Below are 13,654 nucleotides of genomic sequence, written 5' to 3' on the forward strand. Positions count from 1 at the left end.
CGGGGGAGCGCCTGCGTCGCCGCTCCTGTCCTGCGACGCACGACCGATCGAGGTGGATGCCATGGGTGCGACCCGTGACGACGTGGCGCGCCTCGCCGGGGTCTCGTCGAGCACCGTCTCGTACGCGATCAGCGGTCGGCGCACCATCTCGGAGGCGACCCGGCAGCGCGTCGAGCGCGCGATGGCCGAGCTCGACTACACCCCGAACGCCTTCGCCCGCGGCCTCGCCGGCTCGCGCGGCGGGATCCTCGCCCTGCACTACCCGTCCAGCCCCCGCGGCGTGACGTCGTCCGAGTTCGAGTACGTCGCCGCCGCCACCGAGCGCGCCCGGTCGTGCGGCTACCACCTGCTGCTCTGGTCGAACCCGATCGGCGACGTCGAGGGGCTCGGCAGCCTCGTCAGCGAGCGGCTCGTCGACGGCGTGATCCTCATGGAGCTGACCTCGACCGACGCCCGCGTCGAGGTGCTCGAGCGTGCCGGGGTGCCCTTCACCAACATCGGTCGGCCCGACGACGCGAGCCGCCTCTGGTTCGTCGACGCCGACTACGAGGCGATGGGCCGGCTCGCCGTCGACCACGTCGCCGACCTCGGGCACGAGCACCTGTTCTTCCTCAGCCAGGGCCTCGGCGCGCTCGAGCGGGGCTCGGGCCCGCTGACGCGGACGACGCGGGCGCTCGCGGGGCCGGTCCGCGACCGGGGCCTGCGGGTCGAGGTGGTCCACGCCGACACCTCCGTGCGCGGCGGGCGGGAGGCGTTCGCCGCGTTCGCCGCGCTGGTGCCGCGCCCGACGGCCGTGCTCGCCTTCAACGAGATGGCGCTCGCCGGCTTCGTCCAGGCCGCCGCGCTCGCCGGCTGTCGCGTGCCCGACGACGTCACCGTCGTCGCGCTGAGCATCGGCGACCTGGCCGCCGACATGACCTCCCCGCCCCTGACCACGGTGTCGCCGCCGGGCGACGAGATCGCCGCCGCGGCCGTCGACGACCTCGTCGCCGCCATCGAGGACCGCCGCGGCGAGGCGCCGCACCTGCTCGTCGCGCCGCGGCTCACGGTGCGCGGCAGCTCCGCTCCGCCGACACGCTCCTAGGCGCGGTTGCGCGCCTCCGCACGGTGTGTGACACTCATCGTCGACGCGCGTCGATGACGACACGTCGACGGTCCGCTCGACAGCACGAGCGATCGCCCGCCGCACCACTCAATGAGGAGAACCCCATGCGAGCACCCCTGAACCGCCGCGTCACCGGCGGGATGGCCTTCCTGGCCGCCACGAGCCTCCTGTTGGTCGGCTGCTCCGGCAGCTCCGACCCCAACGACCCCAACGCCGGCGGCGGAGCCGGCGGGTCGGTCGGCACCGCCGACGGCGTCGTGAACGTCTACGGCACGATCAACGGCGACGAAGCGACCCTCCTCGAGCAGTCCTGGGCGGACTGGGAGAAGGAGAACGACATCGAGATCAAGTACACGGGCGACAAGGAGTTCGAGAAGCAGATCGGCATCAAGGTCCAGGGCGGCGACACCCCCGACCTCGCGATCTTCCCGCAGCCCGGCCTGCTGGCCGACACGGTCAAGTCCGGCAAGGTGCAGGAGCTCCCCGCCGACGCCCTCGCCAACGTCAAGGAGGGCTGGTCGGGGGACTGGCAGAAGTACGGCCAGGTCGACGGCACCCAGTACGGCGCGCCCCTCATGGCCAGCGTCAAGGGCTACGTCTGGTACTCGCCGGCGAAGTTCAAGGAGTGGGGCGTCGAGGTCCCGAAGACGTACGACGACCTCGTCGCGCTGTCGAAGACCATCCAGGAGAAGACCGGCGGCCCGTCGTGGTGCGCCGGCTTCAACTCGGGCGAGGCCTCGGGCTGGCCCGGCACCGACTGGGTCGAGGACCTCGTGCTGCGCGAGGCCGGCCCTGACGCCTACGACTCGTGGGTCGCCGGCGACACGAAGTTCACCGACCCCGAGATCAAGTCGGCCTTCGACGCGGTCGGCGAGATCCTCCTCGACCCGACGCTCGTCAACGCCGGCTACGGCGACGTGAAGTCGATCAACTCGACCGCGTTCGGCGACGTCGCGACCAACGTCGCGAACGGCACCTGCGCCCTGACCCACCAGGCCTCGTTCTTCGAGGGCTTCCTGACCGCGGCGAACAACGCCGAGGGCCAGCCCGCCACCGTCGCCGAGGACGGCGACGTCTGGGCCTTCCTCACCCCGCCGATGGAGGAGGGCGACCCCGCCGCCGTCACCGGTGGCGGCGAGTTCGTCGCCGCGTTCTCGAACGACGACGACACCGCGAAGGTGCAGGCGTACCTCGCCAGCGCCGACTGGGCCAACAGCCGCGTCTCGCTCGGCGGCGTCATCTCCGCCAACCAGGGCCTCGACCCGGAGAACGCCGGCAGCGACCTGCTGAAGAGCGCCGTGGAGATCCTCCAGGGCACCGACACCACCTTCCGCTTCGACGGCTCCGACCTGATGCCCAAGTCGGTCGGCTCCGACAGCTTCTGGAAGGGCATGGTCGACTGGATCGACGGCACCGACACCGACTCGGTCCTCGAGGAGATCCAGGCCGGCTACACCTCCTAGTCGTCCTTCCGTCAGGGGCCGTCGTACGTCGGCGGCCCCTGACCCGTCCCCGAAAGGACAGCGATGTCCAGCTTCTTCCAGTGGTTGGCGGGTGTCCCGCCCCTGGCGCAGATCCCCCTGATCCTGCTCGCCTTCACCGCGCTCGTCGGCATCGTGCTCGTCTTCGTCGAGTTCGCCCCGCGTCGCGGCCTCCAGTACACGATCCTCCGGCTCGCGGTCTGCGTGCTCGTGCCGGTCGTGGTGCTGCTCGCGTTCGGCCTCTACAACTCGGTGATGTGGGTCGCGGTCGTCGCGGCCGTGCTCGGCGGCGGGCTGTTCCTGCTCGACTACCGCTCGAAGCGCGGCTCCGGCTACTCGCTGCAGCTGATCGCCTTCATGGCCCCCGCGGTCTTCTTCCTCATCATCGGCCTGATCTACCCGACGATCACCACGGCGGGGCAGGCCTTCATGAAGAACGACGGCTCCGGCTTCGCCGGCATCGACAACTTCATCTGGGTCTTCACGAGCCCCGACGGCCTCACCGCCTTCGGCAACACGCTGGTCTGGGTGCTGCTCGCCCCGATCACGGCGACGGCCATCGGCCTCGCCTACGCCGTGTTCATCGACAAGAGCCGCGGCGAGAAGGTCCTCAAGCTGCTGGTCTTCATGCCGATGGCGATCTCGTTCGTCGGTGCGTCGATCATCTTCAAGTTCTTCTACGACATCCGCCAGGGCGAGCAGATCGGCCTCCTGAACGGCGTCCTGGTCGCGTTCGGCGGCCAGCCCGTCGACTGGCTGGGGCTCGAGCCCTGGAACACCCTGCTGCTCGTGATCGTGCTGATCTGGACCCAGGCCGGCTTCGCGATGACGGTGCTCTCCGCCGCCATCAAGGGCGTCCCCGCCGAGCAGCTCGAGGCGGCGTCGCTCGACGGCACCAACGGCTTCCAGGCCTTCCGCCACATCACGGTGCCGGGCATCCGCACGACGATCATCGTGGTGCTCACGACGATCTCGATCGCCTCGCTCAAGGTCTACGACATCGTCTCGGCGATGACCGGCGGCCGCAACGACACGACCATCCTCGCGTTCGAGATGGTGCGCCAGTTCCAGCTCGGCAGCCGCACCGGCTACAGCTCGGCGCTGGCCGTCATCCTGTTCGTCCTGGTGCTGCCGATCGTGATCTACAACGCCCGCCAGATCCAGAAGCAGAGGGAGATCCGATGACCGCCACGCCCACCCCGGTCGGGGTCGCCGTCCCCCCTCGCACCGAGAGCCAGCTGAAGCGCGGCGTCGCGAAGATCGAGAACTCCAGCGGCAAGCTGAAGAAGGGCACGACGAGCCGCGGGGCGACCATCGCCGCGCTGATCATCGCCGTGATCTGGACCCTTCCCACCGCCGGCCTCTTCATCTCGTCGTTCCGCCCCGCGACCGACATCAAGACGACGGGCTGGTGGACGGTCTTCGCCAACCCCGGCTTCACTCTCGACAACTACGTCAACGCGCTGAACTCGGGCGACAGCCTGACCCTCGGCAAGGCCTTCCTCAACTCGCTCGTCATCACGCTGCCCGCGGCGCTCATCCCGATCACGATCGCGAGCCTCGCGGCCTACGCGTTCGCCTGGATCGACTTCAAGGGCCGCAACACGATGTTCGTGCTGGTGTTCGCCCTGCAGATCGTGCCGATCCAGATGGCCCTCGTGCCGCTGCTGCGCCTGTTCTCGGACGGGCTCGTCATCGGCGGGCTGTACATCCTCCCCGGCCTCGGGGTGAACGGGCTCGACGGCTCGTTCGCCAAGGTGTGGATCGCGCACACGATCTTCGCGCTGCCGCTGGCGATCTTCATGCTGCACAACTTCATCAGCGAGATCCCGGCCGAGGTCATCGAGGCCGCGCGCATGGACGGCGCGGGGCACGGCCAGGTCTTCTTCCGCATCGTGCTGCCGCTGTCGATGCCGGCCATCGCCTCCTTCGGCATCTTCCAGTTCTTGTGGGTCTGGAACGACCTGCTCGTCGCGACGGTGTTCACGTCGGGCGAGGGGCTGCCGATCACGAAGGCCCTGCAGGACCTCTCGGGCTCGTACGGCCAGTCGTGGGAGCTGCTCACGGCGGGCGCGTTCATCTCGATCATCGTGCCGCTGATCGTGTTCTTCGCCCTGCAGCGCTTCTTCGTGCGCGGCCTGCTGGCCGGCGCGACGAAGGGCTGACCCCGAGGAGTCGCGGGTCGGCCCCCGCAGGCTGCCTCACCACGGACGCCGGTCCGGTGCACCCGCACCGGGCCGGCGTCCGTCGTCCGCCCGGGGGTCGCCCGGGCGACGACGAGGTGACGCGATCGGGACCCTGGGCGACGACGAGGTGACCCGATCGTGGCCCTCGACGGTGCCGTGGGCCCAGATCGCGTCGCCTCGACCCGGCGAGGGCGCGAGGGCGCGCGAGGCGCGCGAGGCGCCCGAGGCGCCCGAGGCGCCCGAGGCGCCCGAGTCGCGGGAGTCGCGGGTCGCCTCGCGCGGGCCCGCGCACACCGGAGGGGGCGGCGCCTCCACAGCACCGCCCCCTCCGTTCCCTCGCCCCCGCGCACCACGGCGGGGGCCCGGTGCCTCAGCGCACCGTCACCACCGAGGTCAGGCGGCGGGTGTGGTCGACGACCCGTGCCTCCCCGGTCACCTCGACGTCGACCGCGGCGACGACGTCGCTGCTCGAGCGGGCGACCCGCAGCTGCAGGGCCCCCGTCTCGATGCGCCGCAGGCCGTCGCGACCGGTCGCCGAGGCGAGGTCGACCGGCACGACGATCTCGAGCACGGCCTGCTCGCCGGGCGCGAGCTGCGGGGTGCGCCCGTAGGCGACCAGCCGCTGCCCCGGCCGGACCGTCTCGGCCACCGGGTCGTGCAGGTAGACCTGCACGACATCGGCCCCGATCCGGTCGCCGGTGTTGTGCACGGTCACCTCGAGCGCGACCTCGCCGACGGTCGGCACGCGCAGCGGCCCGTCGCCGCCGCCGGGCACGACGACGTCCCAGTCGAAGGTCGTGTACGACAGCCCGTGCCCGAAGCCGAAGGCGGGCGTCGGGTCGACGTCCGACACGGCCGACCGCGCGGCGAGCGGGCTCTGCAGGTAGGTCGACGGCTGGGATCCCGGGTGGGCGGGCACGCTCACGGGCAGCCGGCCCGACGGCGTGGTCGCGCCGGTGAGCACGTCGACGACCGCCGCCGCGCCCTCCTCGCCGGGGAAGAACGCCTGCACGACCGCGGCCGCCTCCGTGGCGGCACGGCCGAGGGCGTAGGGGCGCCCGGTGAAGAGCACGACCACGGTCGGCGTGCCGGTGTCGAGCACGGCGTCGAGCAGCTGCTGCTGCACGCCGGGCAGCGCGAGGTCGACGGCGTCGCAGCCCTCGCCGCTCGTGCCGCGGCCGAAGAGGCCGGCGCGGTCGCCGAGCACGACGAGCGCGACGTCGGCGTCGCGGGCGGCGTCGACGGCGGCGGGGATGCCCGAGGCGTCCGTCCCGTCCACGTCGCAGGCCGCGACGACCGCGCCCAGGCCGGGCACCGCCTCCCGCAGGCGCTCCGCGAAGGTGGGCAGCTCGATGCCGACCGCGACGTCGGGGTGCTGCGACCCCACGTGTGCCGGGAAGGAGTAGCAGCCGAGCAGCGCGGCGGAGGTGTCGGCGTTCGGGCCGACCACGGCGAGGCGCGGGGCGGTGCCCCTGCCGGCGCCGGTGCCCTGGTCGGCGCCGGAGGCCGAGCCGACACCGGTCAGCGGGAGCCCCCCGGTGAGCGGCAGCACCCCGTCGTTGCGCAGCAGCACGACGGCCTCGTCGGCGAGCCGCCGGGCGAGGGCGCGGTTGCCGGCCGTGTCGAGGTCGATGTCGTCGGCGCGGGCGAGGGGCGCCTCCGGGTCCCACCCGGGGTCGAGCAGCCCGAGCTCGGCCTTCTGGGTCAGCACGCGGAGCGCGGCCCGGTCGATCAGGGCCTCGTCGACCTCGCCGGCGCGCACGGCGGCGACGAGGGCCGGCCCGAACGCGTCGACCGTGGGCAGCTCGACGTCGACGCCGGCGGCGAGGGCCAGCCCCGCCGCCTCGGCCCGCGAGCCCGCGACGCCGTGCAGCGTCTCGAGGAAGGCGACGCCGAAGTAGTCGGCGACGACGGTGCCGTCGAAGCCCCAGGTGTCGCGCAGCAGCCCGGTCAGCAGCGACTCGTCGGCGGCTGAGGGCACCCCGTCGATGTCGGTGTAGGCGTGCATGACGCTCCGCACGCCGCCGAGGGCCACGGCCATCTCGAACGGCGGCAGCACGACGTCGGCGAGCTCGCGCCGCCCCATCGAGACGGGGGCGAGGTTGCGGCCAGCACGCGACGCCGAGTAGCCGGCGAAGTGCTTGAGCGTCGCGACGACGCCGGCGCTCTCGAGCCCCTGCACGTAGGCGGTGGCGACGGTGCCCACGAGGTGCGGGTCCTCCCCGATGGTCTCCTCCACGCGGCCCCACCGGGCGTCGCGCACGACGTCGAGCACGGGGGCGAGCCCCTGGTGCACGCCGACCGAGCGCAGGTCGTCGCCGATGCGCGCCGCCATCTCGCGGACGAGCTCCGGGTCGAAGGAGGCGCCCCACGAGAGCGGCACCGGGTACGCGGTGGCGCCCCAGGCCGCGAAGCCCGCGAGGCACTCCTCGTGCGCGAGGGCCGGCACGCCGAAGCGGCCGCTCTCGACGATGGTGCGCTGGGTGCGGGCCAGCGAGTGGGCGCCGGCCACGGCCTCGACCGGGGCCGTGCCGAACGGGCGCGTCAGCTGCCCGAGGCCGGTCGGCAGCAGCTCGTCGAGCGAGACGGGCTCGGCCATGTCGTGCTGGTGCGGGGCGACCTCGGCGCCGTCGGCCGAGGCGCCGACCCAGATGCCGAACAGCTGGGCGGTCTTCTCCTCGAGGGTCATCGCCGCGACGAGGGCCGCGGCGCGCTCCGCGGCCGGCAGGGCCGGGTCGCGCCAGGGGCCGTCGAGGGGGGCCGACGAGGAGGCGCGGGCCGGCTCCGCCGCCGCCCCTCCCGCCGCCGGGGTGCTGGTGCTGGTGCTGGTGGTGCTGGTCATGTCACTTGCCGCCTACTCCGATGAGGCCCTGCACCAGCGCGCGACGCGCGAAGAGGTAGAGCACGAGGATCGGGATCATCGAGAGCACCACCGCGGCCAGGAGGCCGGGGATGTTCACGCCGTACTGGGTCTGGAAGTTGAAGAGTCCGAGCGTGACGACGCGGGTGTCGTCGGACTGCGTGAGGATCAGGGGGAAGAGGAAGCCGTTCCACGCCTGGAGCGCCGAGAACACGACGATCGTCGCGAGGCCGCCCTTCGAGAGCGGCAGCACGAGCCGGAAGAACGCGCGGAACGGCGTCGCGCCGTCCATCGACATCGCCTCGTAGAGCTCGGGCGAGATGTCGCGCATGACGCCCGACAGGATGAGCGTGCAGACCGGCAGCGCGAACGCCGCGGTCGGCAGGATGACCCCGAGGAGGTTGTCGTACAGCCCGGCGACCGAGATCAGGTAGAAGATCGGCACGATCACGGCCTGCGCCGGCACCGCGAGCCCGAGCAGGAAGACGCGGAACACGCCCCGCACGAGCGGCGAGGTGCTGCGCACGATCGCGTAGGCGAGCGGCGGCACGAGCAGCAGCACGACGAGCACCACGGCGACCGTGACGAACAGCGTGTTGAGGAAGTACTGGGCGAAGCCGGTGTCGAAGGCGTCGACGTAGTTCGAGAGCGTGAAGTCGCCGAACGGCAGCGAGAGCGGGCCGTTCGCGGCGTAGCCGGTGCGGGTCTGCAGGGTGGCCGTGACCATCGCGTAGAGCGGCAGGGCCACGACGGCGAGCCAGATCGCGGCCAGGGTGCCGGCGATCCAGTTGGGTCGGGTGGTCATCAGACTCCTTCTGCCTGGGAGCGCATCTCGCCGTAGCCCGAGAACTTGACGACGATCAACGAGATCGCCGTCGCGACGATCACGAGCGCGACCGCGATGACGCTGGCGCCGCCGAAGTCGAACGACGAGAAGGCCTTCTGGTACATGTACAGCGGCGAGACGAGCGTGTCGGTGCCGGGGCCGCCGTTGGTGAGGATCAGCACGGTCTCGAAGGTGGTGAGGCCGCCGACGAGCATGAGGATCAGCGACGTGACCACGGTGTTCTTGAGCTGCGGCAGCGTGATGCTGAAGAACTGGCGCACCATGCCGGCGCCGTCGAGCGAGGCCGCCTGGTAGAGCACGGCCGGGATGCCGCGCGCGCCGCCCTGGTAGATCAGCGTGTGGAACGGCGTGTACTGCCAGGTGCTGACGAACACGAGCACCGCGATCGCCGTGCCCTGGTGGCCGAACAGGTTGCCGTCGCCGAAGAGCCAGGGCGCGCTGCCGGGGATGCCGAAGTTGGGGTCGAGCAGCGCTCGCCAGAGCACCGAGATGGCGGCCGACGAGAGCAGCAGGGGGATGAACCAGATCGCGACGACGGCGGCGCGGGCGCGCTGCTGGCCGGCGGCCCAGACCCCGAGGAGGAGCGAGACCGGGGTCTGGACCGCGATCGAGAGCAGCACGAGCACGACGGTCAGCCCGATGCTCTTCAGCAGCAGGGAGTCCTGGCCGATGCGGGTCCAGTTGTCGAGGCCGACGAACCGGGGGTCGCCGATGCCGCCCCAGGTGACGAACGACATCCAGACCGTGGCGACGAGCGGCACGAGGGCGAAGAGCCCGAAGAAGACGGTGGCGGGCAGCGCCCAGACGGAGCCGGGCCGGCCGACGGCGGCCTGCCCCGTCCGGGGCCGACCGGCACGGCGAGCCGTGCCGGTCGACCCGAGCGCCCCGCGACGAGCGGTGGCGGACGACATCACGGAGCCTGCAGCGCCTGCATGGCGGCGATGAAGCCGTCCTCGTCGAGGGTGCCGCTGAAGTACTGCGCGACGGCGGTGTGGATCGGCGTCATCGCGGCGGGCGGGTAGGCCTGGTCCCACGAGAGCTGGAACGAGGGGGCGTCGGCCACGAGGTCGAACTGGTACTGCGAGTAGGCCGGGTCGGCCGCCGTCGACAGGAAGTCGGGCGTGTTCGTCGTGGTCGGCAGGTTGCCGATCGCGAGCTGCTGCTGCACGAACTCGTCGCTGTACATGATCTTCAGGAAGTCCTCGACGGCGTCGGGGTACCGCGTGCCCTTGATGACCGAGTAGAAGTTGTTCGTGTTGCCAGCCAGGTTGGCCGGGTCGCCCTTGCCGCCCTCGACGGTCGGGAAGGTCGTGTAGCCGAGGTCGGTCGCGGCGAACTCCGGGTCCTCGTTCTGCTGCGTCGAGTACTCCCACGAGCCCATCAGCTCGAACGCGGCCTTGCCGGTGCGGAGCAGGGCGGGCGAGCCGCCGTCGGTGAACTTGACCGAGTCGAAGTTCGTGCCGAAGCCGCCGGCGTCGACGAGGTCGCGCAGCATGCCGAGCGCCTCCCTGCTGTCGTCGCTGGCCCAGGCGTCGGCGTCGCCGTCGAGGGCCGACTGGAACAGCTCGGGCCCGGCGACGCGGTCGTAGGCGTACTGGAACCACATCTGGGTCGGCCACTGGTCGCCGCCGCCGAGCGCGATCGGGGTGACCCCGGCGCCCTTCAGCGTCTCGACGGCCGCCATCAGGTCGTCCCAGGTCTCGGGCACGGCGATGCCGGCGTCGGCGAGGACCTTCTTGTTGTAGAAGAGCATCACGGGCTGCGTGCCGCGCATCGGCACCCCGTAGGCCTTCTCGTCGAAGCGGGCCGTGTCGAAGACCGAGGGCAGGAAGGCCTCTTCCAGCTGCGGGTCGTCGGCGATCATGTCGTCGAGCGGCAGCAGCAGGTCGGCGTCGACGAACGGCTTGATGCTGCCGCCGCCCCAGTTGAAGAAGACGTCGGGCGCGCTGTCCGTGTCGATGATCGTCTGCAGCTTCTGCTGGTAGTTCGCGCCGGGGATGACGTCCAGCACGGCCTTGACGTCGCTGGTCTCGTTGAACTTCGCGACCACCGCCTCCTCGACCTTGTTGGTGGCGTCGCCGTAGACCGCGACGTGGATCTCGTTCTCGGGGCGGCTCTCGGCGCCGGAGCCGCCGGAGCAGCCGGCGAGCAGCGCGCCGGTGGCGAGCGTCGCGACGACCGCGAGCGACCGCCGCAGTCGCCGGGAGCGGGGGGATGAACTGTTCATCGTTGAACACCTTCCGAAAGTTTCGGTGATTCGCCCGAAATGAGTGCCGGACGGTCGAAGCATAGGCAGGAGGCGCCCCCGAGGTCAATAGGTTGTCGCAGACCACAAATGGCGGGCGCCGCCGACCGCCAGCTACGATCACCGGATGGACGAGCTCGACGCCGCACCCCGGACGACGCTGGCCGAGGTGGCCGACGAGGCCGGCGTCTCGCTGTCGACGATCTCGAAAGTGTTGAACGCGCGGGCGGATGTATCGGCGAGCACCCGCGCCCGCGTCGAGGCCCTGCTCGAGGACCGCGGCTACCGCCGCCGGCCCTCGCCCTCCCGGTCGTCCACCCTCGTCGAGCTGGTCTTCCACGAGCTCGACTCGGCCTGGGCGCTCGAGATCATCCGGGGTGTGGAGGACGTCGCCCGCGCTCGCGGCCTCAGCGTCGTGCTCACCCAGAGCGGCGACCGGCACTCGCCCGACGCCGGCTGGGTCGACGGGGTGCTGCGCCGTCGGCCGGCCGGCGTGGTGCTGGTCTTCTCCGACCTGGGGGAGTCGCAGACCGCCCAGCTGCGCTCGCGCGACATCCCGTTCGTGATCGTCGACCCCGCCGGCGACCCCGCGCCCGACGTGCCCTCGGTGGGCTCGGCCAACTGGTCGGGGGGCATGGCCGCCACGCGGCACCTGCTCGAGCTCGGCCACCGGCGGATCGCCGCGATCACGGGCCCCGACGACATGATGTGCTCGCTCGCCCGGCTCGACGGCTACCGCTCGGCGATGGGCGCCGCGGGCGTCGCCGTCGACGAGCGGCACGTCGCGTTCGGCGACTTCCAGGTCGGCGGCGGCCGCGAGGCGGCGATGCGCATGCTCCGGCTGCCCGAGCCCCCGACCGCGATCTTCGCGGGCAGCGACCTGCAGGCGCTGGGCGTCTTCGACGCGGCCCGCTCGCTCGGCCTCGCCGTGCCCGACGACCTCTCCGTCGTCGGCTACGACGACCTGCCGCTCGCCGAGTGGACGAGCCCCCGCCTCACCACCGTGCACCAGCCGCTCCGCGAGATGGCGCAGGAGGCGACGCGGCTCGTGCTCGGCGGCACCGCGGGGCGGCCGACCCGGCTCGACCTCGCGACGTACCTGGTGCGGCGCGAGAGCACGGCGGCGCCGGCGCCCGCCGCAGCCGCCTAGCCGGCCTGCCGCAGCGGCGCGCGCCCGGCGAACGTCGCCCGGTACGCCCGCGGCGTCGTGCCGAGCACGCGCCCGAAGTGGTGCCGCAGCACGGCCGACGACCCGAAGCCGACGCTCGCCGCGATCGCGTCGAGCCCGAGCGACGTCGTCTCGAGCAGCTGCTGGGCCCGCAGGAGGCGCTGCCTCGTCACCCAGGCCGCGGGCGTCGTGCCCCGCTCGGCCCGGAAGCGCCGGGCGAACGTCCGCGGCGACATGTGCACCCGCGCGGCCAGCGACTCCACCGGGAGCTCCTCGTCGAGGTGCTCGAGCACCCACGCCGTGAGGGGAGCGAGCGAGGTGTCGGGCTCGGCCGGCAGCGGGGTCTCGATGAACTGGCTCTGGCCGCCGTCGCGGTGCGGGGGCACCACCATGCGGCGGGCGACGACGTTCGCGGCGGCCGCGCCGGCCACCCGGCGGACGAAGTGCAGGCAGGCGTCGATGCCGGCCGCGGTGCCGGCCCCGGTGATGACGCGGCGGTCCTCGACGAAGAGCACGTCGGGGTCGACGGTGACGGCGGGGTGCTCGGCGGCGAGGCGGTCGGCGTACATCCAGTGCGTGGTGGCGCGGCGGCCGTCGAGCACGCCCGCCGCCGCGAGCACGAAGGCGCCGCTGCAGACGCTGATCAGCCACGCGCCGCGGGCCTCCGCGCGGCGGATCAGGTCGAGCGCCGCGGGGGAGAGCGCGTCGGGGCCGGTGCCGAGGGCGGGCACGCAGATGACGTCGGCGCCCTCGGCGGCGTCGAGCCCCAGCTCGACCGTGATCGAGAAGCCCTGGTTCGTGCGCACGAGGCCGGGGCGCTCGGTGACGACCCGGTGCTCGAAGGCGGGGCCGCCGACGGCGCGGCGGTCGAGGCCGAAGACCTCGCAGAGCACCCCGAACTCGAAGGGGGCGACGCCGTCGGCGACGAGGGTGGCGACGGTCAGGGGCTCCACGGGTCTCCTCGAGGTGGTCGTGCTTGGCAGGAACGGTGCGTCTCGTGGCGATGCTGCCACTCGTCGGCGCCCGTGTCCACTCGTAGGGTCGCTGCATGACCTCCGCCCCGGCCCCCGCCCCCGCCGACGCCGCCGCCCGCGTCGAGCAGCTGCTCGCGCCTCCCACCGTCGTGGCCGCGCGCTCGCGCGCCGTGGCGGCCGCCCACGCCTCCGTCGCCCTGGTCGGCCACAGCGAGCGGTCGTGGGTGCTCGCGGCCGAGCTCGGGCGCCGCGAGGGGGTGGCCTTCGACCCGGAGCTGCTCTACGCCGCGTCGCTGCTGCACGACCTCGGCCTCGTCGCGTCGTTCGACAGCCACGAGGTCGCCTTCGAGCGGGCGGGCGGCGACGTGGCGCGCGTCTTCGCCGCGGGCGCGGGCTGGGACGACGACCGCCAGCGGCGCCTCGGCGAGGTCGTCGTGCGCCACATGTGGCCGGCGGTGTCGGCCGAGCTCGACGCCGAGGGGCACCTGCTCGAGCGGGCCACGAGCCTCGACGTCAGCGGGGTGGGCGGCGACGACTGGGAGCCCGCGTTCGTCGCGGCCCTCGTCGAGCGGGTGCCGCGCACGGGCTTCGCGGCGGAGTTCGGCGTCGCGATCGCCGCCCAGGCGCACCGCAAGCCGGCGACCGAGGCGGGCCGCGCCGTCCGCTCGGGCATCACCCGCCGGCTCGCGGAGAACCCGCTCGACCGCCTCGGCGGGGTCCCGCTCGACCGCCTCGGCGGCTGAGTGCGATCCGTCGGAATGGGGAGGCGCCTCCCCGGGTTGCCCCGC

General features: G+C 72.7%; 11 protein-coding genes. 6 read left to right on the forward strand and 5 right to left on the reverse strand.

Annotated features, from left to right (window positions below):
- The first annotated feature begins 61 nt into the window (after positions 1-61).
- The 4 genes from ASF82_RS14730 (at position 62) to ASF82_RS14745 (ending at position 4,751) form a co-directional block, all read left to right on the forward strand.
- Entirely contained in the window at positions 62-1,084 is a 1,023-nt protein-coding gene (locus tag ASF82_RS14730) for a LacI family DNA-binding transcriptional regulator (protein WP_056058599.1), read from the forward strand.
- A 125-nt stretch (positions 1,085-1,209) separates the two neighbouring features.
- Positions 1,210-2,568 (forward strand): ABC transporter substrate-binding protein, encoded by a 1,359-nt coding sequence (locus tag ASF82_RS14735; RefSeq protein ID WP_056058602.1) that lies wholly within the window; start codon positions 1,210-1,212, stop codon positions 2,566-2,568.
- A gap of 63 nt (positions 2,569-2,631) precedes the next feature.
- Positions 2,632-3,771, forward strand: coding sequence for a carbohydrate ABC transporter permease (locus ASF82_RS14740; protein WP_056058605.1), 1,140 nt, complete (start codon positions 2,632-2,634; stop codon positions 3,769-3,771).
- Positions 3,768-4,751 carry a carbohydrate ABC transporter permease gene (locus ASF82_RS14745; protein WP_056058608.1) on the forward strand — a complete coding sequence of 328 codons (984 nt, stop codon included), beginning with the start codon at positions 3,768-3,770 and terminating at the stop codon, positions 4,749-4,751. Before ASF82_RS14740 ends, ASF82_RS14745 begins: the two co-directional genes overlap by 4 nt.
- A 391-nt stretch (positions 4,752-5,142) precedes the next feature.
- Here the strand turns inward: ASF82_RS14745 and ASF82_RS14755 are convergent, their stop codons facing one another.
- Genes ASF82_RS14755 through ASF82_RS14770 form a run of 4 tightly spaced genes read right to left on the reverse strand, consistent with a single transcriptional unit; the run spans position 5,143 to position 10,706 of the window.
- Positions 5,143-7,614 carry a beta-glucosidase gene (locus ASF82_RS14755; RefSeq protein WP_056058614.1) on the reverse strand — a complete coding sequence of 824 codons (2,472 nt, stop codon included), beginning with the start codon at positions 7,612-7,614 and terminating at the stop codon, positions 5,143-5,145.
- A gap of 1 nt (position 7,615) precedes the next feature.
- Positions 7,616-8,437, reverse strand: a complete 822-nt coding sequence (locus tag ASF82_RS14760; protein WP_056058617.1) for a carbohydrate ABC transporter permease — start codon at positions 8,435-8,437, stop codon at positions 7,616-7,618.
- Complete coding sequence (locus ASF82_RS14765) at positions 8,437-9,390, reverse strand: carbohydrate ABC transporter permease (protein ID WP_082514744.1); 954 nt, start codon at positions 9,388-9,390, stop codon at positions 8,437-8,439. The genes ASF82_RS14760 and ASF82_RS14765 overlap by 1 nt, the downstream gene beginning before the upstream one ends.
- On the reverse strand, positions 9,390-10,706 hold the full coding sequence (locus tag ASF82_RS14770) for an ABC transporter substrate-binding protein (protein ID WP_056058623.1): 1,317 nt from the start codon (positions 10,704-10,706) through the stop codon (positions 9,390-9,392). Before ASF82_RS14770 ends, ASF82_RS14765 begins: the two co-directional genes overlap by 1 nt.
- Before the next feature lie 145 nt (positions 10,707-10,851).
- Between ASF82_RS14770 and ASF82_RS14775 the strand changes: the two genes are divergently transcribed.
- Positions 10,852-11,874: a LacI family DNA-binding transcriptional regulator gene (locus ASF82_RS14775; protein WP_056058627.1), complete on the forward strand. Its 1,023-nt coding sequence runs from the start codon at positions 10,852-10,854 to the stop codon at positions 11,872-11,874.
- On the opposite strand, the gene ASF82_RS14780 is transcribed toward ASF82_RS14775, so the two are convergent.
- Positions 11,871-12,845, reverse strand: coding sequence for a GlxA family transcriptional regulator (locus tag ASF82_RS14780; protein ID WP_235491306.1), 975 nt, complete (start codon positions 12,843-12,845; stop codon positions 11,871-11,873). The genes ASF82_RS14775 and ASF82_RS14780 overlap by 4 nt on opposite strands.
- Positions 12,846-12,940: 95 nt before the next feature.
- Here ASF82_RS14780 and ASF82_RS14785 point away from each other — a divergent pair, with 95 nt between their 5' ends.
- A complete protein-coding gene (locus ASF82_RS14785) occupies positions 12,941-13,609 on the forward strand; it encodes an HD domain-containing protein (protein ID WP_056058630.1) in 669 nt (222 codons plus the stop codon).
- The last annotated feature ends 45 nt before the right edge of the window (positions 13,610-13,654 follow it).

This window comes from Frigoribacterium sp. Leaf164, from assembly GCF_001423665.1.
GTDB classification, from domain to species: domain Bacteria; phylum Actinomycetota; class Actinomycetes; order Actinomycetales; family Microbacteriaceae; genus Frigoribacterium; species Frigoribacterium endophyticum.

Bases quoted from the DNA above. Each gene is read 5' to 3' on its own strand.
- ASF82_RS14735 (WP_056058602.1), top strand. From the start codon at position 1,210: ATGCGAGCACCCCTGAACCGCCGCGTCACCGGCGGGATGGCCTTCCTG.
- ASF82_RS14745 (WP_056058608.1), top strand. From the start codon at position 3,768: ATGACCGCCACGCCCACCCCGGTCGGGGTCGCCGTCCCCCCTCGCACC.
- ASF82_RS14740 (WP_056058605.1), top strand. From the start codon at position 2,632: ATGTCCAGCTTCTTCCAGTGGTTGGCGGGTGTCCCGCCCCTGGCGCAG.
- ASF82_RS14770 (WP_056058623.1), bottom strand. From the start codon at position 10,706: ATGAACAGTTCATCCCCCCGCTCCCGGCGACTGCGGCGGTCGCTCGCG.
- ASF82_RS14755 (WP_056058614.1), bottom strand. From the start codon at position 7,614: ATGACCAGCACCACCAGCACCAGCACCAGCACCCCGGCGGCGGGAGGG.
- ASF82_RS14730 (WP_056058599.1), top strand. From the start codon at position 62: ATGGGTGCGACCCGTGACGACGTGGCGCGCCTCGCCGGGGTCTCGTCG.
- ASF82_RS14765 (WP_082514744.1), bottom strand. From the start codon at position 9,390: ATGTCGTCCGCCACCGCTCGTCGCGGGGCGCTCGGGTCGACCGGCACG.
- ASF82_RS14785 (WP_056058630.1), top strand. From the start codon at position 12,941: ATGACCTCCGCCCCGGCCCCCGCCCCCGCCGACGCCGCCGCCCGCGTC.
- ASF82_RS14775 (WP_056058627.1), top strand. From the start codon at position 10,852: ATGGACGAGCTCGACGCCGCACCCCGGACGACGCTGGCCGAGGTGGCC.
- ASF82_RS14760 (WP_056058617.1), bottom strand. From the start codon at position 8,437: ATGACCACCCGACCCAACTGGATCGCCGGCACCCTGGCCGCGATCTGG.